Origin of the sequence: Chryseobacterium sp. LJ668, from assembly GCF_019613955.1 — a bacterium.
Classification (GTDB): Bacteria; Bacteroidota; Bacteroidia; order Flavobacteriales; family Weeksellaceae; genus Chryseobacterium.
Genome location: NZ_CP080443.1, coordinates 2201856 through 2227287 on the forward strand (window position 1 = coordinate 2201856; position 25432 = coordinate 2227287).

General features: G+C 32.3%; 25 protein-coding genes. All 25 read left to right on the plus strand.

Going from position 1 to position 25432, the window contains the following annotated elements:
* Nucleotides 1-21: 21 nt before the first annotated feature.
* Nucleotides 22-1155 carry a dTDP-4-amino-4,6-dideoxygalactose transaminase gene (gene rffA, locus K0U91_RS10310; RefSeq protein WP_220179565.1) on the plus strand — a complete coding sequence of 378 codons (1134 nt, stop codon included), beginning with the start codon at nt 22-24 and terminating at the stop codon, nt 1153-1155.
* On the plus strand, nt 1155-2405 hold the full coding sequence (locus tag K0U91_RS10315; protein WP_220179566.1) for a glycosyltransferase: 1251 nt from the start codon (nt 1155-1157) through the stop codon (nt 2403-2405). The genes rffA and K0U91_RS10315 overlap by 1 nt, the downstream gene beginning before the upstream one ends.
* Before the next feature lie 12 nt (nt 2406-2417).
* Nucleotides 2418-3110: a GNAT family N-acetyltransferase gene (locus K0U91_RS10320; protein ID WP_220179567.1), complete on the plus strand. Its 693-nt coding sequence runs from the start codon at nt 2418-2420 to the stop codon at nt 3108-3110.
* 18 nt (nt 3111-3128) lie between these two features.
* A complete protein-coding gene (locus tag K0U91_RS10325; protein WP_219971289.1) occupies nt 3129-4163 on the plus strand; it encodes a polysaccharide biosynthesis protein in 1035 nt (344 codons plus the stop codon).
* A 16-nt stretch (nt 4164-4179) separates the two neighbouring features.
* Complete coding sequence (locus K0U91_RS10330; RefSeq protein ID WP_258319652.1) at nt 4180-4590, plus strand: WxcM-like domain-containing protein; 411 nt, start codon at nt 4180-4182, stop codon at nt 4588-4590.
* Nucleotides 4591-4652: 62 nt separating this feature from the next.
* Nucleotides 4653-5771, plus strand: a complete 1119-nt coding sequence (locus K0U91_RS10335; protein ID WP_220179568.1) for a polysaccharide biosynthesis C-terminal domain-containing protein — start codon at nt 4653-4655, stop codon at nt 5769-5771.
* A 70-nt stretch (nt 5772-5841) separates the two neighbouring features.
* Nucleotides 5842-6981: a non-hydrolyzing UDP-N-acetylglucosamine 2-epimerase gene (wecB, locus tag K0U91_RS10340; protein WP_220179569.1), complete on the plus strand. Its 1140-nt coding sequence runs from the start codon at nt 5842-5844 to the stop codon at nt 6979-6981.
* Between the two features lie 57 nt (nt 6982-7038).
* Nucleotides 7039-8256 (plus strand): glycosyltransferase family 4 protein, encoded by a 1218-nt coding sequence (locus K0U91_RS10345; RefSeq protein ID WP_220179570.1) that lies wholly within the window; start codon nt 7039-7041, stop codon nt 8254-8256.
* A gap of 87 nt (nt 8257-8343) precedes the next feature.
* Complete coding sequence (locus K0U91_RS10350) at nt 8344-8901, plus strand: sugar transferase (protein WP_258561861.1); 558 nt, start codon at nt 8344-8346, stop codon at nt 8899-8901.
* Complete coding sequence (locus K0U91_RS10355) at nt 8894-9859, plus strand: formyltransferase family protein (protein ID WP_220179572.1); 966 nt, start codon at nt 8894-8896, stop codon at nt 9857-9859. Before K0U91_RS10350 ends, K0U91_RS10355 begins: the two co-directional genes overlap by 8 nt.
* Entirely contained in the window at nt 9852-10526 is a 675-nt protein-coding gene (locus K0U91_RS10360; protein WP_220179573.1) for a PIG-L deacetylase family protein, read from the plus strand. Before K0U91_RS10355 ends, K0U91_RS10360 begins: the two co-directional genes overlap by 8 nt.
* Before the next feature lie 91 nt (nt 10527-10617).
* A complete protein-coding gene (locus tag K0U91_RS10365) occupies nt 10618-11667 on the plus strand; it encodes an ATP-grasp domain-containing protein (protein WP_220179574.1) in 1050 nt (349 codons plus the stop codon).
* Nucleotides 11668-11672: 5 nt separating this feature from the next.
* Nucleotides 11673-12485 carry an NAD-dependent epimerase/dehydratase family protein gene (locus tag K0U91_RS10370; RefSeq protein WP_220179575.1) on the plus strand — a complete coding sequence of 271 codons (813 nt, stop codon included), beginning with the start codon at nt 11673-11675 and terminating at the stop codon, nt 12483-12485.
* Nucleotides 12485-13144: a metallophosphoesterase family protein gene (locus tag K0U91_RS10375; protein ID WP_220179576.1), complete on the plus strand. Its 660-nt coding sequence runs from the start codon at nt 12485-12487 to the stop codon at nt 13142-13144. The genes K0U91_RS10370 and K0U91_RS10375 overlap by 1 nt, the downstream gene beginning before the upstream one ends.
* A 2-nt stretch (nt 13145-13146) precedes the next feature.
* A complete protein-coding gene (locus K0U91_RS10380) occupies nt 13147-14283 on the plus strand; it encodes an aminotransferase class I/II-fold pyridoxal phosphate-dependent enzyme (RefSeq protein ID WP_220179577.1) in 1137 nt (378 codons plus the stop codon).
* A gap of 200 nt (nt 14284-14483) precedes the next feature.
* On the plus strand, nt 14484-15023 hold the full coding sequence (locus tag K0U91_RS10385) for a sugar transferase (protein WP_219971483.1): 540 nt from the start codon (nt 14484-14486) through the stop codon (nt 15021-15023).
* A gap of 25 nt (nt 15024-15048) precedes the next feature.
* Nucleotides 15049-15672: a DUF3575 domain-containing protein gene (locus K0U91_RS10390; RefSeq protein ID WP_220179578.1), complete on the plus strand. Its 624-nt coding sequence runs from the start codon at nt 15049-15051 to the stop codon at nt 15670-15672.
* Between the two features lie 185 nt (nt 15673-15857).
* Complete coding sequence (locus tag K0U91_RS10395) at nt 15858-16955, plus strand: glycosyltransferase family protein (protein WP_220179579.1); 1098 nt, start codon at nt 15858-15860, stop codon at nt 16953-16955.
* A gap of 78 nt (nt 16956-17033) precedes the next feature.
* The gene (locus K0U91_RS10400) at nt 17034-19406 is read left to right on the plus strand and encodes a GumC family protein (RefSeq protein WP_220179580.1); all 2373 of its coding nucleotides are present in this window, start codon (nt 17034-17036) and stop codon (nt 19404-19406) included.
* Nucleotides 19407-19432: 26 nt separating this feature from the next.
* Nucleotides 19433-20530, plus strand: a complete 1098-nt coding sequence (locus K0U91_RS10405) for an EpsG family protein (protein ID WP_220179581.1) — start codon at nt 19433-19435, stop codon at nt 20528-20530.
* On the plus strand, nt 20530-21345 hold the full coding sequence (locus tag K0U91_RS10410) for a glycosyltransferase family 2 protein (protein ID WP_220179582.1): 816 nt from the start codon (nt 20530-20532) through the stop codon (nt 21343-21345). Before K0U91_RS10405 ends, K0U91_RS10410 begins: the two co-directional genes overlap by 1 nt.
* A gap of 2 nt (nt 21346-21347) precedes the next feature.
* Entirely contained in the window at nt 21348-22469 is a 1122-nt protein-coding gene (locus tag K0U91_RS10415; protein WP_220179583.1) for a glycoside hydrolase family protein, read from the plus strand.
* Nucleotides 22469-23497: a glycosyltransferase gene (locus K0U91_RS10420; RefSeq protein WP_220179584.1), complete on the plus strand. Its 1029-nt coding sequence runs from the start codon at nt 22469-22471 to the stop codon at nt 23495-23497. The genes K0U91_RS10415 and K0U91_RS10420 overlap by 1 nt, the downstream gene beginning before the upstream one ends.
* A gap of 358 nt (nt 23498-23855) precedes the next feature.
* On the plus strand, nt 23856-24812 hold the full coding sequence (locus K0U91_RS10425; RefSeq protein WP_258319653.1) for a sugar transferase: 957 nt from the start codon (nt 23856-23858) through the stop codon (nt 24810-24812).
* 51 nt (nt 24813-24863) lie between these two features.
* Complete coding sequence (gene rfbC / locus K0U91_RS10430) at nt 24864-25409, plus strand: dTDP-4-dehydrorhamnose 3,5-epimerase (RefSeq protein ID WP_220179585.1); 546 nt, start codon at nt 24864-24866, stop codon at nt 25407-25409.
* Nucleotides 25410-25432 lie beyond the last annotated feature (23 nt).

The window sequence follows — 25432 nt, forward strand, 5'->3', positions numbered from 1 at the left end:
AAATCTTATTAATTTATATAAATGAAAAATATCCCTTTCAATAAACCTTTTTTAACAGGTAATGAACTAAATTATATAAAAGATGCTGTAGAATCTGGTAAGATTTCCGGGAACGGTAAGTTTACAAAATTATGCCATGAATTATTTGAGAATACATTCAATGTCAACAAAACTTTGCTTACCTCTTCTTGTACCGATGCTTTAGAGATGTCTGCAATGTTAGCGAATATTGAAGAAAATGATGAAGTAATTATTCCATCATTCACTTTTGTTTCTACGGCACTTGCTTTTATAAGAGAAAAAGCAACCATAGTTTTTGCAGACAGTAATAAAAATAATCCGAATATTGATGCTGATCTTATTGAGGGATTGATTACCCCTAGAACAAAAGCAATTGTACCGGTACATTATGCAGGGATCGCATGCGATATGGATAAAATCATGAATTTAGCCGAAAAGCATAACTTGGTAGTAATCGAAGATGCTGCGCAGGCTATAGATTCATATTATAAAGGTAAAGCTTTAGGAACGATAGGTGATTTAGGATGCTTTTCTTTTCACGAAACAAAAAATATTATTTCAGGAGAAGGCGGCTTATTAGCGATAAATAATCAAAATTATACTAAAAGATCAGAAGTTCTTTGGGAAAAAGGAACAAACAGATCAGAGTTTTTCCGTGGCGAGGTAAATAAATATGGTTGGATTGATACCGGATCATCATTCTTACCTTCAGAAATTATTGCTGCCTTTTTATATGCTCAATTTGAGAATTTGCAGAGTATTCAAAATAAGCGAAAAAAATTATGGGACCAATATCATAACAATTTGAAAGAATTGCAAAATGAAGGTCATTTAGAATTGCCTTTTATTCCGGATTATGCTACTAATAATGCGCATATGTTCTACATAATTTGTAAAAATTTAGATGAACGTAGCGCTCTAATTTCTTATTTAAAAGAGAAAAATATTTTAAGTGTATTTCATTATTTAAGTTTACACAAAAGTGATTATTATGCGGATAAATACAAAGGGAATGAGTTAAATAATTCTGATCATTACACGGATTGTTTATTAAGACTGCCCTTATTTTATGAATTAACAGAAAGCGAAGTCGATTATATTACAGAAAGCATTTCGAAATTCTATAAAAAGTAATGTTAAAGAAAAAAGTTCTACATATAAACCATACAACTTTTGGAGGAACCGGCAGAGTCGTTAATACAATTATTGAGTCCTTGGAACTGTTGGATTACGACAATGTTTTTGTAACCGTAAGAGGAGATACAGATAAAAAAGCGATCTATCTGAATAAATTTTCATATTATTTTTCAAAAATCCTCTCAAAAATTTTTACAAAAACGTCAACGTCAAATAATAAGATAGAACCGGAAGTCTTTTGCAGTTCAAAATTTAATGTTATCAGAAATGGCATTAAAGATAGTAATGTAGAGATCATAATTTTATATTGGATTAACAATACCATCACTACAGATGACGTTAGAAAGCTTGCAAAAAGTACCAATGCCAAGATTTACATTTATCTTATGGATGAGGCATTTTTGACAGGGGGTTGTTTCTATTTTGATTCCTGTGAAAATTATATTAAAGGTTGTGGCAATTGCCCTGCGATACTGTGGGGAAAAATCCATAAGGATATTACTTACAATAATGCAAGAAAAGATAGAACCAATTTTAATGAAATTAATCCTACCATTCTATGCCCCTCTACTCAATCATTAATTGATTCAGAAAAAAGTTACATTTTGCAGGGCTTTAAAAAAGAAAAATTACTTATTCCATTAGGTGACGATTACGGTATAAGAAAAAATAAAATCGAAGTACGAGCTAATTTTAATATCGATCATAAGGGTACTCTACTTTTTTTTGGAGCAAGCAGTCTTTCCAATGAAAGAAAAGGGACCAAATATTTGTTGGAAGCTCTGGCTATTGTTTTTGAAGCTCTTGACGAAAGGGAAAGGGATAATGTGAAACTTGTGATAGCTGGTAATGCAGGTGAGATGAATTTAGATACGATTAAATTTGAATCATATGTATTGGGATATCTTTCTCATAATCAACTCGTAGATGCTTATAAAATGTCAGATATATTTGTTTCGTCATCAATTATTGATATGGGTCCAATGATGGTGAACGAATCAATAAAAAGCGGCTTACCAGTAGTTTGTTTTGATATCGGGATTAGTAAAGATTTAGTAATCAATGGTCAAACAGGTTTTCGTGTGGAAACAAAGAATGTACAATTGATGGCAGAATCAATTATTAAGATTCTCAGACAGACAGAGGTTGAAAAACAAAATATGATCCAAAATTGTTTGAAAGTCGGGGAAAACTTGCTAAGTTATAGAGTATTTAACGATAGCATAAAAGAAATATTTAACGCGTAATCACAAATTAATATGTTAAAAATTAACGACTTAAAATGGGATTCTTCTTTTTTCAATAAAAAGATTGGTAAAGTAGAAATTACCGATGAAGTTTTTAATATTGAAGAGCACTTATTAAAATCTTACGATCTTATTTATATATTCTCTTCACAAAAATTAAAAAATAATGAGACTTCAACTTTAGTGGATGAAAAAGTTACCTATTTTAAAAAAATAGAGAAGTCTGAAGATCATTCTGAAATTTTGTTTTACGATAACAATTGTCATGAACAGTTAATAAAATTAGGTCTACAAAGTGGAAAATATTCCAGATTCAATCTCGATCCCAATTTTGTTAATAATGAATATGAAAATTTATATACTCAATGGGTTAATAATTCTATTTCTAATGCAGATACAGAAATCATAATAGAAGAATTTGAAAATTTAGTTGTGGGTTTTGTAACAGTTGTAAAAAATAATGCGGCACAGGGGGAGATTGGTTTAGTTGCTGTTGATGAGGCACATCGCGGAAAAGGAATCGCAAAAAAATTAATGAAGCAAGCTTTAGCTTACTTTTATAAAAATAATATTAAAGAAGTTAGAGTTGTAACCCAGTTGTTTAATAAACCGGCATGTAAGCTTTATGAATCAGTAGGTTTTGAAATTGAAGATGTAAAGTATATATATCATCATTGGACAAATACAAATATTCTTAATAAATAGATCTATAAGAGAATCACAATGAAAATACAAGATAAAATTTTACTGATCACAGGCGGTACAGGCTCCTTCGGAACAGCTGTCCTAAACAGATTTTTACAGACAGATCACTTCAAGGAAATCCGTATTTTTTCTCGTGATGAGAAAAAGCAGGATGATATGCGAAACCTTTATAAAAATGATAAAATTAAATATTATATCGGTGATGTGAGAGATTTTTCAAGTGTTGAACCTGCTACAAGAGGGGTAGATTATATCTTCCATGCAGCCGCATTAAAGCAGGTGCCTTCATGCGAATTTTTTCCGATGCAGGCAGTGAAAACCAATGTTGAAGGTACCCAGAATGTAATTCGTGCTGCAACTGCCAATAAAGTGCAGAAAGTAATTTGCCTTTCAACCGACAAAGCGGCATATCCTATTAACGCAATGGGGATTTCCAAAGCTATGATGGAGAAAGTGGCTGTTGCCGAATCAAGAAACACTACCGAAACCGTCGTCTGTCTTACCCGATATGGCAATGTAATGGCATCAAGAGGCTCTGTTATTCCTTTATTTTTAAATCAGATTCAGAAAGGTGAACCTATCACCATCACAGATCCCAATATGTCACGGTTTTTTATGTCATTGGAAGATGCAGTAGATTTGGTATTATTTGCATTTGAACACGCCAATCCGGGAGATTTATTTGTCAATAAAGCTCCGGCGGGAAGTATTGGTGATCTGGCAAAAGCTTTAATTGAACTGACCGGTAAAGAAGTTCCTGTAAAAGTGATTGGAACTCGTCACGGTGAGAAATTATATGAAACACTGTGTACACGTGAAGAAATGGCAAAAGCTGAAGATATGGGAGATTTTTACCGCGTACCGGCAGATAACAGGGATCTGAATTATGCACAGTATTTTTCTGAAGGCGAAGAAGAAGTTGCTTTGATAGAAGATTATCATTCACATAATACAGAACAGCAGGGCGTTGAAGGTTTAAAAAAACTGATTTCTACATTGCCTTTGATCCGGAAAGAAGTTTTTGGGGAAGATGTTTTGCAGTATCCTTATTAAAAATAAAAGTAAATTGATGCTGCTAAAAGGGGAAAAAAATCAGGATGAAAGAGGAATCATTACCTACAATAATGATTTTGATGCTTCACAGATCAAAAGAATCTATACCATAGAAAATCATTCAACAGAATTTATTCGCGGTTGGCAGGGTCATAAAGTAGAACAAAGATGGTTTGCATGTATCAGAGGAAGTTTTAAAGTATCAGTAATTGTTATTGATCATTTCGAAAATCCGTCAAAAGAATTAACAATTCAGACATATGTTTTAAAAGATGATGTGCTAACTTACCTCCATATTCCTTCGGGCTGCATCACGGCGATTCAGTCGAAACAAAAGGGAAGTAAATTATTGGTTTTAGCTGATTATAAGTTGGGAGAAATCAGTGATGAATACAGATACAGTTTAGATTATTTTAATAATATATAAGCAGAATATTTTAACCGATTGGTGTTTTCCAATAGTTTAAGTTCGCTAAAAGCATTTTAAAAATGAAAAAAATCGGAATTACCGGTCAGAATGGTTTTGTCGGAAGACATTTATACAATACTTTAGGCTTGTTTCCTGAAGAGTTTGAAAGAGTTGATTTTAATAAAGACTTTTTTGAAGATCAGAATCAGCTTGATCAGTTTGTTGCAGAATGCGATGTGATAATACATCTTGCGGCACTGAACCGTCATGAAAGTGAGCAATTTATCTACGAAACCAATGTAGGTTTAGCTCAAAAGCTTGTAGATTCTTTAAAAAGAACCGGTTCAAAAGCCCATGTAATGATTTCTTCCTCTACTCAGGAAGAGCGTGACAATCTTTACGGAAGATCAAAGAAAGAAGGAAGAGAAGCTTTGGTAAATTGGGCTGAAGAAAACGATGGGAAAATTACAGGATTAATCATTCCAAATGTATTCGGTGCTTTCGGAAAACCTTTCTACAATTCTTTCGTGGCTACTTTCTGTCATCAGTTAACACACGGAGAAACTCCGACGATTGCTACGGACGGCGACGTGAAATTAATTTACGTTCAGGAACTGGTGGATACCATCATTTCTGAAATCAGAGAAGGTAATAGTAAACCAGAATTCTTTATTGATGCTACCTCAACTAAAAAAGTTTCAGAGGTTTTAGCGTTATTAAATGATTATAAAACAAAATATTTTGACGGCGGAGAAATTCCTGTGATCAATAATTCTTTTGAGCACAATTTATTCAACACATACCGCTCTTATATTGACCATAAAACCCATTACCCGGTAAAATTCACTCAGCATACAGATCCCCGAGGAGCTTTTGTTGAGGTAATCAGATTGGGAATTGGCGGACAGTGCTCTTTTTCAACTACAGTTCCCGATATCACCAGAGGAAATCACTATCACACCAGAAAAATTGAGCGTTTTGCAGTGATAAAAGGTAAGGCACTGATTCAATTAAGAAAAATAGATACTGATGAGGTTTTAGATTTTTATCTTGACGGAAACGAGCCTGCTTATGTAGATATGCCGATTTGGTACACTCACAACATCAAAAATATAGGAGAAGAAGAATTATACACGATTTTCTGGATCAATGAAGCATTCAACCCGGAAAATTCAGATACTTATTTTCTTGAGGTATAAATTGTAATTAAATTAACTAAATATGCTGAAAAGCGACGCTAAAAGCAAAGCCTGAAGCAAAAGCTATATCATGAAAAAACTAAAAGTAATGACGGTCGTTGGAACACGACCTGAAATCATTAGACTATCAAGAGTATTGGATGCTCTGGATGCTTCTGAAGCAGTAGAGCACATCATTGTACATACCGGACAAAACTATGATTACGAACTCAACCAGATTTTTTTTGAAGATTTAGGACTTCGTAAGCCGGATTATTTCTTAGAAGCTGCCGGAAAAACAGCCACAGAAACCGTTGGAAATATTTTAATAAAAATCGATCCTTTACTGGAAGAATTAAAGCCTGATGCATTCTTGGTCTTAGGAGATACCAATTCATGTCTGTGTGCAATTCCTGCAAAGAAAAGACATATTCCTATTTTCCATATGGAAGCGGGAAACAGATGTTTTGACCAAAGAGTTCCGGAAGAAACCAATCGTAAAATTGTAGACCATACTTCAGATATTAATCTCACTTATTCTGATATTGCAAGAGAATATCTTTTAAGAGAAGGTCTTCCTGCAGACAGAATCATCAAAACAGGTTCTCCAATGTTTGAGGTTCTCAATCATTATTTGCCTCAAATTGATGCTTCAAATGTTCTTGAAAAACTAAATTTAGAAGAAGGTAAATTCTTCGTAGTTTCTTCTCACCGTGAAGAAAATATCAATTCTGAGAGAAATTTTAAAGGTTTGATGGATTCTTTAAATGCGATTGCTGAAAAATATCAGTATCCGATCATTGTTTCTACACATCCGCGTACACAAAACATGATTGACAAAATGCAGATGGAAATGCGCCCCGAAATTCAGTTTTTAAAACCATTGGGTTTTCACGATTACAATGCTTTGCAGAAAAGAGCATATGCAGTATTATCAGATTCAGGAACAATTTCTGAAGAGTCATCGATCTTAAATTTTAGAGCATTAAATATTCGTCAGGCGCACGAAAGACCGGAAGCGATGGAAGAAGCGAGTGTGATGATGGTAGGTTTGTCTCCTGAACGTATTTTGCAGGGATTAACGCAGGTTTTACAGCAAAAAGTAGGTACAGAAAGAAATTTCAGACCTGTTTCAGATTACTCAATGCCTAATGTTTCTCAAAAAGTAGTAAGAATTATTATTTCTTATACAGATTATATTAAAAGAACGGTTTGGTCGGAAGAAATTTAAAGAATGAAATCACAAATGTGATTATAGGTGACTTTTAAAAACAATATAAATCTGCATATGAATATACTTTTCTTGACTTTAGTTGAAATCAACTCTGTAGAAGATCGGGGGATCTATCATGATTTGTTACGAAAATTCCGTAATGAAGGCCATGATGTTACCATTGTATCCCCGGTTGAAAGAAGAAAAGGGATTTCTACTAATTTCAGTAAAAAAGAAGGAGTTTCGATTCTGCAGGTAAAGACATTTAATATTCAGAAAACCAACATTATTGAGAAAGGAATTGGAACTCTTGCCATAGAATATCAATATCTTTCAGCAATCAAAAAACATCTTACAAATACAAAATTTGATCTGGTTTTATACTCTACACCGCCGATTACTTTTGCAAAGGTGATTGAATTTATAAAAAAAAGAGATCATGCAAAATCTTATTTACTTCTGAAAGATATTTTTCCACAGAACGCTGTAGATATGAGCATGCTTAAAAAAGGTGGTTTTGTACACAAACAGTTTTTAAAAAAGGAAAAGAAATTATATCAGATTTCAGATACCATTGGATGTATGTCGCGTGCCAATGTAGATTTTGTTTTAAGGCATAATCCGGAAATCGAAAAAACAAAAGTTGAGGTCAATCCAAATTCTATTGAAATAGTTAATTTTAAAGAATTCTCTGCCGAAGAAAAATTTTTAATAAAAAATAAATACGGTATTCCTGCAAATAAAAAAGTTTTTATATACGGGGGTAATTTAGGTAAACCTCAAGGAGTAGATTTTCTGATAGAAACATTGAATGCGAAAAAGAATGATGACAGAATGTTTTTCATTATTGCAGGATCGGGAACAGAATATGACAAAATAAAAAATTGGATCGATACAAACTCTCCGAATAATATTTTGTTTCTTTCAGCTTTACCTAAAAAAGAATATGACTTGCTTGTTCAAACATGTGATATAGGATTAATTTTTTTACATAGAGACTTCACAATACCCAATTATCCTTCGAGGCTTTTATCTTATTTAGAATTTAAAATGCCGGTATTGGCAGCTACGGATCCCAATACAGATATTGGTTTGGATTTATTGGAAAATAAGTGTGGATTGACTGTGATTTCTGACGATTTGCAGAATATGATAACAGCACTTGACCAATTCGTAGAGATGGATACAAAAGTATTTGAAGAAATGAGACAGAACAGTTTTAAATTTCTTCAAAATAATTTTCAGGTCAAAGATTCTTACAGTAAGATAATTAAGGCAATGCAGATTAATTGATTTGAAAGACAAATGCAAATAAACGAACTGGAATCAGTTTAAATAATAATCAATATAGTAATGTATAGAATACTTATAAAAAGATTTTTGGATATAATAATAGCTCTTTCTATCATTATATTCTTTTTTCCATTGTTTTTGCTTATTTTTATTTTCGTCAAAATAGATAGCCCCGGAAATTTTTTCTTCTTTCAGGAAAGACTTGGTTATCAAGGAAAAGTCTTTAAGATCTATAAAATTAGAACGATGTTCGATAAAGAAAGAGTTCCAGACCGTGAAATTTTAAAAAATGATATCGAGGTTACCAAGGTTGGATATTATTTAAGGCGCTTTAAGATTGATGAACTTCCACAAATTATCAATGTTTTTAAAGGAGATATGTCTTTGGTTGGGCCTCGTCCTTGTCTTCCAAAGCAGTTGGCAGAGTTCAACGAAGATGGAAAAAAACGTATAGAAGTTCTCCCAGGATTAACCGGATTATCTCAGGTAAATGGAAATATTCATTTGTCTTGGCAAGAAAGATGGAAGTATGACAGAGAATATGTAGAAAATATAAGTTTCTTATTAGATATGAAAATAGTATTTAAAACATTTCTTATACTTATTAACGGAGAAGACAAATATTTAAAAAGCCCGGATGTATAAAATATTAGTAATAGGAGCTGTAAACTCTACTGCACAGATTATCAGAAAGCTTGCTGAATATAATTTTGAAATTGTAGGAGTTATGGGTAATGAGCCAAAAGATATAAACAAGGTATCAGGTTGGGTAGATTTATCTGCATTATCTTTATCTCTTGCTATTGATTATAAAGGTTTTACCAAAATTAATGATCAGGAAAATCTTTTATGGGCCACAGATCGAAAACCGGATATTATTTTTGCCGTTGGGTTTTCACAGCTTTTACAAGAAGAATGGTTCTCTATTTCAAAATTAGGTTGCATAGGCTTTCATCCTACAAAACTTCCGCTTGGTAGAGGGAGAGCACCTTTAGCTTGGATTACTTTGGAACAGTCTTATGGCTCGGCAACTTTTTTTTTAATGGGAAAAGGTGCTGATGACGGACCCGTCTTTTCACAGTCGATCTTTAAAGTTGAAGAAAATGATGATGCAAGAGCTGTTGAAGAGAAAATTCTTACAAATATTGATTTAGCATTAGATCATTGGCTCCCAGAGTTGAAAAAAGGATTTTGGAACCCTATTCCTCAATGCGAACATTTAGCATCTTACTACGGAATAAGAAAACCAGAAGACGGACTGATTAATTGGAATGATGATGCTCATTATATTAACCGTTTAGTAAAAGCTGCATCAAGACCACATCCGGGAGCATACACTTATTTTAAAGACGAAAAACTATTTATCTGGTCTTGTCATTTAGAAAAAGATATCCAATTTAAAGGAGTTATTGGTAGGGTTTTGCTTAAAGCAGAAAATGGTGAACTTTTGATTCAGAGCGGAGAAGGGCTTCTGTGGATTGAAGAGTATATATTAGAAGACGACTCTAGTGCTAATATCAAGGTTGGAGATAAGTTGGGTTATAATATAGAGGATGAAATTTACAATATAAAAACAATCTTAAAACAATTACAAAGTGAATAAAGTAATAGTAGTTGCCCCTCATGCGGATGATGAGATTATTGGGTGTGGTGCAACAATTGCAAAGCATATTAGTGAAGGTGATGATGTATATGTGATTGTCGCAACAAATGCCGCAATTGGGGCACCAGAATTATTTTCGCAAGATATCATAGATTTGGTTAGAACTGAAGCGATTAATGCTCATCAATTTCTAGGAGTTAAAGAAACATTTTTTTTAGAATTTCCGGCTCCGGCACTAAATGCTTTTCCCGAATATAAAATTTCCCTTGAGATTTCAAAGATTTTTGAAAGAATAAAACCTACACACCTATATCTACCACATGCGGGTGATATTCATCAGGATCATAAAGCGATTTATAGAGCTAGTCTGGTTGCTGCACGACCCCAAGGTGAACATAAAATTTACAATATTTACTGTTATGAAACGCTATCTGAAACAGAATGGACACCAATGCAGGAGAAAGCTTTTGTACCTAATCATTTTGTAAATGTTTCTAATGTCTTTTCAAAAAAAATAGAGGCAATGAAATTTTTTGGTTCACAGATCAAAGAATTTCCTCATTCTAGGTCTATAGATGCATTTGAAGCGTTGGCGATGTATAGGGGTTCTACGATTGGTGTTGAAAGAGCAGAGGCATTTGTTGTTGAGCGTCAGATAGTTTTGTAATATTTAGAACTTTCAGTTCTTTATTTTGTGAGCATTTTATTTAACAATTTAACGTTAAATTATTTTCAACATTAATATTTATTTAAAAAAAATGGAAAGTAAAAACATATTCGTTACCGGAGCAGGGGCCTTGTTGGGGCAAGGAATTTTAAGAATGTTGCAATTGTGCGATTTTGAAAAAAAAATTTATACTGGAGATCCAGACGCGAGATCAACTGGACATTGGCTGGGAGATCACGCTTTATATGTTCCTAAAGCCTCTGATGATAACTATATATCAGCAGTAAAGAAAATTGTAGAAAAATATAACATCGATGCAATTCTGGTAGGAACAGATACAGAGTTAGTGAAACTAGCTGAAGTTCATGACGAATTTCTGGAAAATTACAATTGTAAAATTGTCGTAAGTAATTCTAATGTAATCAAAATATCAAATGACAAATTTTTGACAGCAGAGTTTCTTAAAGAAAACAACTTTCCTTACCCTGTTTCCAAAATGGCAAATTCGATGGAAGATTTGTTAGCACTTGAGAGAGAATTAGGACTTCCGTTATTTGCAAAACCTATTGATGGAGCAAGATCTTTAGGTTTGGTAAAAATAAATACTCATCAAGATTTGGTAGATATTTATGATGAAAAAAGTAATCTTGTTGTGCAGCAGTTTTTACCTGATACGGAAGGAGAATACACTTCAGGTTGTATCGTGCTGAACGGTAAATGCGTTTCAATCGTAAGCCTAAAACGAGATTTAAGAGATGGAAATACATACAGAACATATAGGGATGAAAGTACTTCTCAGTATGATCATATAATTTCTAAAATCGCAGAAGTTTTAAAACCTGATGGTCCTGTAAACTTCCAATTCAGAATTTTGAACGGTGAACCTGTTATTTTTGAAATCAATGGCAGATTCAGCGGGACAACACCGTTAAGATATTTCTACGGGATAAATGAAGTCGAAATTATATTAAATTATTATTTATATGGAAAAATTCCTGTCAACACGCAATTGAAATCAGGAGTTGTTATGAGAGCATGGTCAGATCTTTTTATTGAAAATGAAGAAATGGAAAAATTCAATCATGATAAAGAATTGGAATCTCCGAAAGCACACTTTTACAACTTTAATTTAAAATCTTAAATCGTATGGCTTCAAAATGTGCTGTTGTAGGAGCAAATGGTTTTTTAGGTGCAGTTTTGACCAAAAAACTTATTGAGAAAAATTACTCTGTAACCGCGGTTTATAATAACGGGTACTCCAATATAAATGCTGAAACAGAAAAACTCAATATTGTTGATTTTATAAAGAGTAAAGATCAATTTGATTTTATTTTTTTGTCACTGGGAAATTATAAATGCAATCATCAGGAATTAATAGAAATAAATAATATCATTCAGACCATTTTAGAAAACAATAATTCTGCTAAAATTATATTCATCTCGAGTACTAATGTTTATGGCATTCATAAAGAAGTCATTGATGCAAATTCTGCTTTTAATAATCCCACCCTTTATCCGTTATCAAAATTAGCGGGTGAATTTATTGTTTCAGCACATGAAAAATATGCCATATTGAGACTGACCTATCTTTATGGTAAAAATCTTAACAATGGTTCTTTTTTGCCGAATGTCATTAAAAAATCTATAGAAACAGGAGAAATTGTTTTATTTGGAGATGGCAGCCGCAAACAAGACTATCTGCACGTTGATGATGCAGGAGAATTATGTGTAAAAGCTATGGAAAGTAAAGAAAACGGAATATATATTGGCGCTTCAGGAATTTCGACATCCAATAGTAAAATTGCGGAAATTGTTTCAGCAAAACATACTTCAACAATAAAATATGTGGGCGAAGAATTAGGAAGTTCTTTTTATTTTGATATAAAAGAAACTCAGGAAAGACTTCAATGGAATCCTGAAATTGATATTGTTAAAGGAATTAACGAAATGATTTCATAATGAAAATTCTTGTTTTTGGTGATGTACACGGAAATTTAATTGCTTTAGAAGAGCTTTTTAGGCTTGAAAAAGGTAATTATGACAGGTTTGTGTGTCATGGTGATATCGTCAATTATGGTCCGTGGACGAACGAGTGTATAGAATTTTTATCATACCAAGAAAATGGAATTTTTTTAAAAGGTAATCATGAAGAATATTATCTTGAAAAATACTATCCTGGTTCCAATGAAGTGGCAAAATCTTTTTTTGAATTCTGCTATCCTCAGTTTAATAATAAACTTTTACCAGTTATTTCTAAATTTGAAGATAGTCTTTCGATTGGGGATTTTAATATAAAACATTCTATTGATGGTTTGTATATTTTTGAAGACACCAATATAGAATACTTAGATTTTGAGAATAATTCCATCGTTGGTCATTCTCATCAGCAATTTCACAGAATAATAGATGATAAAAACTTATATAATACGGGCAGTTTAGGACAAAACAGAGCACTTCTTGATGTGGCAAACTATCTTATTATTGATACTGACACAAATAATGTAGAATTGAAATCTTTCATTTTTGATATTCAAAAAGTTATTTCTAAAATGGAAGAATTGAAATACCCTTTTATTTGTTTAAATTATTATAAATCAAAAAATACAGTTAATAAATAACTATGCAAGATAAAATATGGCTCTCCTCACCTCACATGGGAGGAACCGAACTAAAATACGTACACGAAGCATTTGATGCCAATTGGGTAGCACCATTAGGTCCGAACGTAGACGGCTTCGAAAAAGATTTAGAAAACTTTTTAAAGAATACCGACGTAAAAGTTGCAGTACTCTCAGCAGGAACAGCAGCTTTACATTTAGCGTTAATTCAGTGTGGAGTACAATATGGTGATGAGGTAATCTGTCAGTCAATGACGTTTTCTGCTTCGGCAAATCCTATCGCGTATTGTGGTGCAACCCCTGTTTTTATAGATTCGGAAAAAGATACCTGGAATATGTGTCCGGTTGCGTTGGAAGAGGCAATACAGGACAGGATTTCGAAAGGTAAAAAACCTAAAGCAATCATTGTCGTTCATTTGTATGGAATGCCTGCTAAAATGGATGAAATACTGGCAGTTGCTGAAAAATTTGAGATTCCGGTGATTGAAGATGCGGCTGAAGCATTAGGTTCTACTTATAAAGGGAAAGCGTGCGGAACTTTCGGTCGTTTTGGTATTTTATCATTTAACGGGAATAAAATCATCACCACTTCAGGAGGCGGCGCGCTGGTTTGTCACAATCAGGAAGATAAAGATAAAGCGGTTTTCCTTTCTACTCAGGCTAGAGATAATGCTCCTCATTATCAGCATTCTCACATTGGGTACAACTACAGAATGAGCAATATCGTTGCAGGAATAGGGCGCGGACAAATGGAAGTTTTGAATGACAGAGTAGCAGCCCGCAGGAAAATGCACGACTTTTACGCAGATATTTTTAAAAATATTGATGGAGTTGAAGTGTTTTCAGAGCCTACAGATGATTATTTTTCTAACCATTGGCTTTCTGCAATTCTCGTAGACGTTGCTAAAACAGGCATTACCCGTGAAGATCTTCGTCTTGCATTTTTAGAAGATAATATAGAATCTCGACCTTTGTGGAAGCCGATGCACATGCAGCCGGTATTTGCCGATGCACCCTATTATGGTGTAAACATAGCAGAAAACTTATTTGAAAACGGCTTGTGTCTTCCGTCAGGTTCTAATCTTTCGGATAATGATAGAGAAAGAATTAATAAAATAATACAACAAATATTCTCTTAATAATATTTGGAAGTCAAATTTAAAAGATCTGTTTATCTCTGAGATAGGCAGATTTTTTATTATAATTTAAAGTGATCTAATTTTTCATTACAGAAATTTAAAATTGAAATCATCATAAGAATTATTAAAACCGACATCTTTCCTTATCTTTGCCGCTCAATTTAGCACAAGTGAAAAAATATCCTTGGTGGAAAGCTTTGATGGACTATGGAATAAGCTTCTTGGTAATAATTATTTTATTGCCGGTTTTCTTGATCATTACCATTTTGTCTTCATGGGACACCGGTTTTCCCGGTATTTTTAGTCAGAAAAGAATCGGCCTCCACGGAAAGATTTTTGTAATCTATAAGTTAAGAACACATCATCCTAAAACGTCTCAAAAATCAAGCATTGGAAAGTGGCTCAGAAAGACTAAACTGGATGAGCTTCCTCAATTTTTCAATATCTTAAAAGGCGATATGTCTCTGGTAGGCCCGAGACCGGATGTACCGGGATATTATGATGAATTAAAGGGAGAAGATCGTAAGGTGCTGTGTCTGAAGCCAGGTATTACCAGTGAAGCAGGAATTAAATTCCGAAATGAAGAAATCATTCTTAACCAACAAAAAAATCCGCTGAAATATAATGATGAAATACTTTTCCCAGAAAAAGTAAAGATGAATCTAAATTATTATCATCAGATGTCTTTTAAAAAAGATGCACAGATTTTGCTTAAGACTTTTTTTGTTTTAAGTAAATAAACGATCATACAATATAAAATATACAATGCAGTCCTTATCTAAAATTATTATTACCGTCTTCATTTTCTTTTTTCTGAATATCAGTGCCCAGACAGAAATAAAAGTAAATGCTCTTTTTGTACCTGTTGGAATGATCAACATTGCAGTGGAGAAATCTTTGAGTAAAAAAATTTCCCTGCAGGCAGAAGCTTTTGTTTCACCATGGAAATCATTTGGCGGAAAAAATCTGCAGATATATATGGGAACATTAGAAGGAAGGTATTATTTTAAAGAAATGATGAAAGGCTGGTATATTGGAGCGTACGGATCGGTCGCAGCTTACAATATTCAAAAGTGGAATTATTTTAAAGCAACTTCAGTTCCCAATGAAGACGGAAGCCCGCAGCTCCTTCCCGATGGAAGTGTACGTGTCACAGAGAGATATCAAAAAGGTTTAGCTTTGATAATAGGTGTAAGTGGTGGCTATCACTTCACTGTCAATGAGAATTTAGGAATTGACGTATACGCCGGAGTCGGAACAACCCAATCGATATATAGAGGTTATTTGAAGGACAATAATGAGCGATATGACGGTGCCGAAAATTGGAACAAAAGTGGAGAACTTATTCCTACAAGAGGAGGTGTGATGTTGACGTATAAATTTGATTAATAATTAATAACATGAGCTTTTTATAAAATATAGATATATTTGCAAAGTTTAGTGTAAAACAAAATATTTCCTCCGATAATAGTGATATGTTTAATGATCAATTGCTATGAAGGAATATTTCGTAACCAGTTACACTTTCTATACAATAATTATTGTATTCAGAAAATTTTTATTCAAGAAATCATATGAAAATTTTATTATTTGGAGAATATAGCAACGTTCACTGGACATTAGCTGAGGCTTACAGAAAACTAGGCCATGAAGTCTTGGTCGTTTCAGATGGAGATTGGTGGAAAAATTATCAAAGAGATATCAATATACCTTATCATAACAAATTTAAATTCGCTGTATTTTTGTTGAGGATTATTTTTGATAAAAGATTTAAAAATAATGATATTGTTCAATTAATTAGTTACAGATTCTTGTTTAAAAATAAGCTGGGCTCATTAAACAAGTTTTTCTTTAATTTTCTCAAAAAAAACAATAAAAAAATTATTATGTCTGCTTTTGGAGATGATTATTACTATGTACAGGCTTGCCTCCAAAAGAAATTAGAATATAATCCCATAAAAGAAATTGACAACAATCTTGACTATGTAAAAGATGTTTTTTCTGTGCATTATTCTGAAGTAGCAAAAAATCTAAATAAATATGTTGCGAGTCAGTCTGACGGAATTGTTGCCTGTATGTATGATTATTTTGTCAGTTACCAAGATGATTATAAAAACAAATTAGTTGCGATTCCCCTGCCTGTTGATATCGAAAAGATTCAATACAGAGATAACCTGTATGCAGAAAAATTAAAAATTTTTTTAGGTGTTCAAAAATTCAGGATAGAGTGGAAGGGGACCGATTATATTTTAAAATGTTTAGAAATTGTAAAAGAGAAGCATAAAGATTCTATAGATGTTCATATTGTTGAAAATGTTCCATACGATGAATATGTGAGTCTTTTTTCAGAGTCAAACTTATTTTTTGATCAAACGCATTCTTATGCTCAGGGAATGAATGGTCTTATTGCGATGGCCCAAGGGAAAATTCTCTTTGGTGGAGGCGAATATAAACATTACGAATTATTAGGGGAAAAAACTAATTTCCCTATTGTAAATATAACTTCTGACATTCAGGATATGTATAACAAAATAGAATATTTCATAGATAAAAAAAATCATGTTTTAGAATTGGGTAAACAATCTCGGCAATATATAGAAGATCATCATGACAGTTTGAAAATAGGGCAAGATTACATCAACTATTACGAGAGAATACTTAAGTCAAAATAGACTTTACATACCCAATACTATGTTTTTTTAAATAAAAATATCTATATTCGTCAACCAAAAAGAACTTTATAATAAGCAATGAAGAAAGATCAAGATTTTCTTAAAGAAGATTCACTAAAAGAAATTATACAACCTTATCTTAAGAAATGGTTTTGGTTTTTAATCAGTGTTTTTATCGCTGTAGCAATAGGTGTTTTGGTAATAAAAAAAACAGTTCCTGTCTATGAAATACTGACAAAAATATTAATTAAAGACGCGAAAAAATCTGGCAATGGTGCTGCAGATATAGCTGCTATGCAAGGTTTATCTGGCTTGTCTGGGATGTCTTCCAATACCGTTGAAAATGAGATGGAAGTTTTATCCTCCAAAAAAATTCTTGCGGAAGTAGTCGGTGATTTGCCTTTGCAATGTGCAATTTACAGTCCGGATAGATTTCATGATACAGAATTATATAGAGCTCAATCTCCGATTATCATTCAGGTAATTAATGAGAAACCGTATACTTCGTTGCCTAAAAAAAAGATCAATATTTTAATAAAAGGTCAGGAACTGGAAATCAGTTCTGATGAAATCAAAAAGCCAATTAAAACCCAATTTAATAAGACAATTAGCCTTCCGTATGCTAATTTGATGATTATCAAAAATCCTTTTTTTAATCCTAAACAGCTACAAAATATTGAAAACTATAATTCTTTATACTTCACATATAAAAGTAAAGAAGATCTTATTGATGATTTGCAAGAGTCTATCAGTGTAGATCTAAGTAACAAAGATGCAACTGTTATAAATTTGACGCTGAGGTATGAAAACAAAGAAAAGGCAAAAGATATTTTAAACACTTTGGTGAGAAAATATAATAATGAAGCAATAACAGAAAAAAATACCGAATCAGAAAAAACCAAAAAATTTATCGATGATAGGATAGTATTAATCTCGAGGGAACTTGGTGATGTAGAAATTAGCAAAGAAAACTTTAAAACAAGTAATGATATTGTTGATATTGCGTCACAAGCCGGAATCAATTTAGAATTAGGTACCGAAGCTGAAAAAAGAAAGCTAGAGCTACAAACCCAATTAGAGATTAATAATATGTATTTAAATTATTTGAGTACAAAATCTGGCGATGAAATTCTTCCCGGTAATATAGGCCTGGATAACGGAGCTGCAGTAAATACTATTGCTGCTTATAATAAAATTATTTCGGAGAGGAATAAATTACTAGAAAACGCCACCTCTGAGAATCCAATTGTTAAAGGTCTGAACGACGAGCTGAGAGTATTGAGGTCTGCAATTAAAGAAAGTTTAAATAAAAGCCGCTCTAATATCCTTTTGACAATTAATAAGATATCTTCTCAAGGACAAAAAAGCAGCAGCCAGCTACAGAAAATACCTACTCAGGAACGTTTATTCAGAAATATTGAAAGACAACAGCAAATCAAGGAGCAACTCTATTTATTGTTACTGCAAAAAAGAGAAGAAACTGCTATTACTTTGGCGATGTCGTCAGATAAAGCAAGGATCTTAGATTTTGCATATAGTAAAAGAAAACCTGTAGCTCCGCAAAAATTAGTGATATTGGGAGTTGCAATTTTGCTGGGTATGGGTATACCATTTTTAATTATTTTTCTAAAGCGATTTTTTAATACAAAAATATCAGACGCCAAAAGTATTAATAAACGCACTGACATACCGGTCATTGCAGAAATTCCACACCTGCAATCAAAAGAAAGCAATCTTATCCAGCATAATGACGTAACTAATCTTGCGGAAGCATTCAGAATTTTAGGAACCAATGTCAATCTAGTTCTGCCAATCTCTAAACAAAAAAATAAGGTTGTGCTGGTGACTTCTAGCGTCAAAGGTGAAGGCAAAACTTTTATATCGGTAAACTTTGCGTTAAGTATTGCAAAGCCAGGTAAAAAAGTGCTTGTCATAGGTTCAGACATAAGAAACCCTCAACTACAGAGGTATAGGCCAGAAATGAAAAATATTTCCGGGCTCACAGAGTTTTTACATGGAAGTATTACTGATGTAAACGAAATCATTCATCCTAGTGGTTTTAATATAGACTGTGATTTTATTTTTTCAGGAGCTATTCCTCCAAATCCTGTAGAGCTGTTCGAAAACGGAAACTACAAATCTTTACTTGATCAGCTTGAAGATAAGTATAATTATATTATCATAGATTCTGCGCCATTAATGCCTGTGACGGATACCCATATTATTGCAAAATACGCTGATGCAATTTTATATGTAGTACGGTCTGGAAAAACTGAAGAAACCTTTATTGATTATGCAGACTCTGTTTCACCGGAAAAATTAAAGAATGTAAGTTTTGTACTTAATGATTTGAAAGTGGAGAATTTCGGGTATGGAAATAAGCAGGGTTACGGTTACGGAAATAATACAGAAAGTAGTTTTTGGAAAAGAATAACATCTATCTTCGGGTAGACAGCTGAGAATATCTAAAAATATATATGAATCCGCTTGATATTTTTAATCTGAAATACTTTGTCATCTATTCTGTATTTGCCTTTGCAGCAGTTATTTTTGCGATGTATATAGATATTAAAAAAAAGCAATATAATAATATATCCATATTCCTCACATCACTATTCTTTTTATTAGTGATCTTCCATTTTGGTTTTAGAGATTTAGAAATAGGTTCAGATACGGAGATGTATAAATGGATGTTTTTAACTTATTCTAATACAGATTTCGGCATACAGCTCATTTTCAAATACTTGATTATCATAGTACATGTTTTTACAAACAATCACCAGTATTTTTTATTAATTATTAGTTTCTTATATATTTCTGTTATTTTTTGGAGTATCACTATTTATCTGCAAAGTTTTAAAAGTAATTTTCTGCTGATTGGTTTTGCTTTTATAAGTTTATTCTTTTTTAGACAGTTGGGAATAAATATTATAAGACAGGGTGTTTCTTTAGCATTTGTACTGTTAGCGGTCAACTATTATATTAAAAATAATAAAAATATAAAAAGCTGGGCTCTTCCGTTTATTATTGCAGTAGGCTTCCATTCTGCTACTGTTATTATTTTTCTAATATTTATTTTTATTGTTTTAGTAAAAAAAGCAACACTCAAATTCTATTATTGCTGGTATATTATTTTGTTAATCATCTCAGCTTTTGGAGGCAGCATCTTATCGCTGGGTCAGTTTTTAAATTATTTTCTAGTAGTTGACAGCAATAGGACAAATTATTATATCAAAGGTGAAGGAGCTGGAGAATATGTGGTAGGATTCAAAGCACAATTTGCTGCATTCAATACTATATTTCTGTTAATTTTCTCTTTTATTAATTACAGGGTTTTAAAAAATGAAGATGAGAATTATAAGATGCTTTTAAAGTACTACATGGCAATAAGCGGTTTGTTTTTTATGATGTTTCAGATTCCGTTTTCAGATAGATGGGGGGTAATGACTTGGGCTATAATACCATTTTTGGTAGCACCGCTTTTTACAGTGAGAAAGAATGATCGTTATGCACTATCAACGGTTTTATTTTTTATATTTATATTTGTCTTTTTTAATATTTACAACAATAGCTGATGCCGGAAGTTACTGTAGCGATACCTTTCTATAATGCTGAAGAATATTTGGAAATGGCAATAAAGTCTGTTTTGTGTCAAACATTCGACGATTTTGTGTTATTGCTAATAGATGATGGCTCTACTGATCAGTCTTTGAAAATAGCTCAGAGTTTTTTATCTGATAAAAGAGTAAAAGTTTTATCAGATGGTAAAAATATCAACTTAGGTAATCGCCTTAATCAGATACCGGGTCTTACAGAAACAAAGTTTTTGGCTAGAATGGATGCAGATGATATTATGCACCCGAAAAGAATTGAAAAACAACTGCAAATTTTAAAAGACAATCCAGATATAGATGTTCTAGGAACAAATGTTTATTCTATTGATGAAAATAATAATGTTGTGGGACAAAGAATGAATGTCTCAAATGATCCGCTTATTTCAGTAACTACATTTACACACCCTACAATTATTGCTAAAACTGAATGGTTTACACAAAATCCGTATGATGTTTTGGCGTTGAGAACTGAAGATTCGGAATTATGGATGAGAACAAAACACCGTTTCAATTTTAAAGCTACATCAGAACCACTCTTATTTTATAGAGAAATTGGAAACAACTATTACAAAAAATATTTTAAAGGTCTGCCAGGAGTTTATTATATGTTGAAAAAACATAAATTTTCTAAAATCTATTTGCTGTTTTTTTTGAAGTATATTATAGTAAGCCTTCTATATTTAATATTTAATTTTTTGGGACTAGAGCATATACTTGTCCAAAAAAGAAATAAGTTGAGATTGATGAAGAAAAATTATATCTCTTATATTCAATAGCAATGTCTTTCAACAATATTACAAATAGGCTTATCTTAGTATTCATAATAATATGGAGCAGTAATTTCAGCACGCAAATATTCTCACAGAAAAACGTTCCTCAGAAACTACTTTCACAATATTATCAACCAAATTTTACCAGCAATTATTACAATCTGAAAGATATCTTTCACATAAAGAAAAATATTTTAAATGGCCGTGATGAGACCGTCATTATACAAAAAATCATAGATAATAACAATATCGTTTTATTGCCGAATACAACTATATATATTAATAAAAATGGACTGAAGATAGGTTCAAATAAAAAGATATTATTCCAAAAAAATACTAAAATAAAATTTTTAGGTGGCACTCATGGAAAATTATCAGACGTTTTAAAAATTTATAATGCAAAGAACGTAGAAATTATAAATGCCGTAATCGTAGGAAGCAGAAACAATAATATTAATCAAAGCGGACAATGGAACGGAGCTATTTCTGTTCTCAATTCATCCAACGTCACGATAATTAATCCTAAAATTACAGAATCATATGGTGATGGAATTACAATTGGATCGGAAGATGGAGGTTTTTCAGAGAATGTTTTAGTATCTGGCGGATGGATTGATACATCGAGACGAAATGGAATTTCAATTACCTCAGGAAAAAAAATAACTGTACAAAATATTTTCGTTTCAAACACCTACGGACAAGAACCTGAATCAGGAATAGATATTGAAGCAAGCTGGAATAAAGATGTGCTCTTAGATATCAATTTAAAAAATGTTTGTACTTTTAACAACAGTTCTACAGGAATTTCAATTAACCTTAATGGTTTGGCAACTGACAAATCAAAAGATGTAAAATTTACAAGCATTATTATTGATGGTCATACTGATATAGAATCAAGACATGGCCTTTTAACTTCTCTCAATACAATCCCACATACTTTTGATACAAAAGGATCGATCCTCATCAAAAATGCAAACTGGAAATCAAGCAGAGAGATCTCATATTGGAAATCTTCAAAAGATCACAGCATCAACATCACCTTCTCAAATATAAAAATTGATGATATTCAAAAGAAAAATTATTTTGAAAACAGCATCAAAAATTTAAAAAATATAAAATTACAAGACTGATGAAGATCCTACATGTAATTACTCGTTCTGATTTGGGTGGTGCGCAATCAGTAGTTATTAATCTGGCAAACTCTATGTGCTCAGATCATCAGGTAACAGTGGTTGCCGGGGAAGACGGGCCAATGTGGGATGAATTAGACAAAAGGATAACAAAAATAAAAATAAAAGAAATTGTAAGAGAAATTTCTGTTTCTAAAGATACTGTTGCGTTCTTTAAGCTCAAAAAATTACATGCCGCCATCAAACCGGATGTTATTCATCTTCATTCATCAAAAATTGGTGTTCTGGGAAGATTGGCATTTCCTCCAAAGAAGATAGTGTACTCCGTGCATGGTTTTGATTCTATCAGACTTGCTCACAGAAAATTTCTGCCATTAGAAAAATTGCTTAAAAGCAGATGTAAAGCAATTGTTTTGGCCAGTGATTATGATAAACAGAATATCATAAATGAAGGAATTATAAAGAATTTACATGTAGTTTACAATGGTGTACAGCATCCTGAAGTCTCTTCAGATTTATATATTCAAGGGTTGGAGAATTATAAAAAAGTTGTCATGTGTATTGCCCGGATTTCTCCTCAGAAACGTTTCACTAGTTATTTAGAAATTGCAAAGCTGCTTCCGGAATATGCTTTCGTCTGGATCGGAGCAGATAAAACATATGATGATCTTCCCGGAAACGTAATTTGCTTAAAAGGAATTCCAAACGCAAAAAAGTATATTCAGTTGGCAGATATTTTTGTACTTCCAACCAATTATGAAGGTGTTCCGATCGTTGTTATTGATGCATTAAGTTATGGTAAACCTGTCATCTCTTCAGACGTTGGTGGAATATCTGAAATTGTATTGAATGATAAAAATGGGTACGTTTTAGAAAACAAAAATGAAATATTTGCAGAAAAGATTACTCACATTTTAGAGAATGATGATGTTCTCAAGGGATTTTCTGAAAAATCAATGCAAATATTCGAGAAAAATTTGACGATAAATGAAATGGTAAAGCAATATTTATATATATATAAAAAATGAAATGTCTTTTATTTACTAACACAATCTTATGTTTGAGGTTTTTCATTTTTTCATTTCTAGTATGATTTATTTTAGCTATCTTCATTTGTAATATAAAAGTGTAAATATTTAGCATAAAAAAGAATAAATTTACGACCGTTAAAAAAAGAATCGAAATCTTCAACAATGCTGGAATTCGAAATGCGGAAATGTTAATAAGGATTATAAAACTTTAGATTACTGCTTATAAAGGTCTAAGTAATAATGGTTAAGATTCAGTCGCTTAAAATTATGAGTGATGTATTAACAAAAGGAAATGAAAGTATAAAGACAAATTGATTATAAAGTGGAAAAAAGTTTGACAAAAGCCTTTACAACAATGAAAGAAAATAAACAGGTCTTTAGTATAGCCGGGCCTGTTAAGGTATGTCTCTTTATTAATGTAAGTGATATTTCGTTAAAACTTTTTAGTGATAAAAAATTTAGAAAAAAATATAAGGCTATTGTTTATGATTCGAGCCAATCAAGAATTACGGTAACAGAGTATCTTGAGAAATTTAACATAAAATGCATTGTATTAGAGACTTCAAATATCACTCATTTACATCAGGATATTGCCAATGAGATTGTGGCGGCAAGAAACAAAGGCGTTGCTGTATATGATGCTCATGAGTTTTATGAACACGTAAATAAAAGAATACCACTGATCAGATTAAAAAATAATGAATATCTGGTTGATGATATTTTTACAATCGGGCAAAAACAGGAAAAATTCAATATTAAGAGGTTTGTTGATATTTTTGTCAGTTTTCTACTGCTTCCATTTGTTATTCCACTTATTATTTTTGGGTTTATTTTGGTGAAGCTTACCTCCCACGGCAGTGTTCTGTTTTCTCAGGAGCGGGTAGGTAAAAACTCAAAAAACTTTACAATTTATAAAATCAGGACAATGGTTTCGAAGCATAGCGGAGATTTCACTACAAAAAATGATCTGCGTGTAAATGGAGTAGGGAAATTTCTTCGAATGACAAAAATTGATGAACTCCCCCAACTCTGGAATATTCTAAAAGGTGATATGAGTCTCATTGGGCCCCGACCTGAAAGACCTCATTATGTTGAAATTTCCAACGAAGAAAATGCAATGTTTGATTTGAGACATCTTGTAAAGCCGGGTGTTACAGGATGGGCTCAGGTAAATCTTCCAACTGCTACTCCTAAAGATAACCTTGAAAAATTAGAATATGATTTGTTCTATATAAAAAACTATTCTATGCTATTCGATATCATTATAGTTTTTAAAACCTTGAAAATCGTTTTTACACTCAACAGCAACTAAACAATCTAGAGCATCATCGGTTTAAAAAAAATATAAGTTGCATACATATATATGAAAATAATAGTAACTCCACTACAAGACTGCTACATCATAGAGCCCACAATTTTTGAAGACGAAAGAGGCTATTTTTTTGAAAAGTATAATGAAAAAAAATTTGAAGAACTTACAGGTATAAACTGTCATTTCGTGCAAGATAATATCTCAAAATCTTCCTTTGGCGTTGTAAGGGGTCTTCATTTACAGAAAGGAGAACATGCACAGGCAAAATTGGTTTCATGTTTAGAGGGTAACGTCTGGGATGTGGCGGTAGATTTACGTGAAGATTCACCTACATTCGGAAAATGGTTCGGAATAGAACTTACTGGTGAGAATAAACTACAATTATATATTCCTCGTGGTTTTGGGCACGGGTTTTCTGTAATTAGTGAAAATGCTGTTTTCGCTTATAAATGTGACAATTATTATAATAAAGAGTCTGAAGGTAGTATAAAATTCAACGATGAAGACCTGAATATAGATTGGAAATTGAAAGAAGGAGAGATGATTCTTTCAGAGAAAGATAAGCATTCACCCTCTTTTAAAGATAAAAATTATTAAAATTTACCTGATAACCACTTATT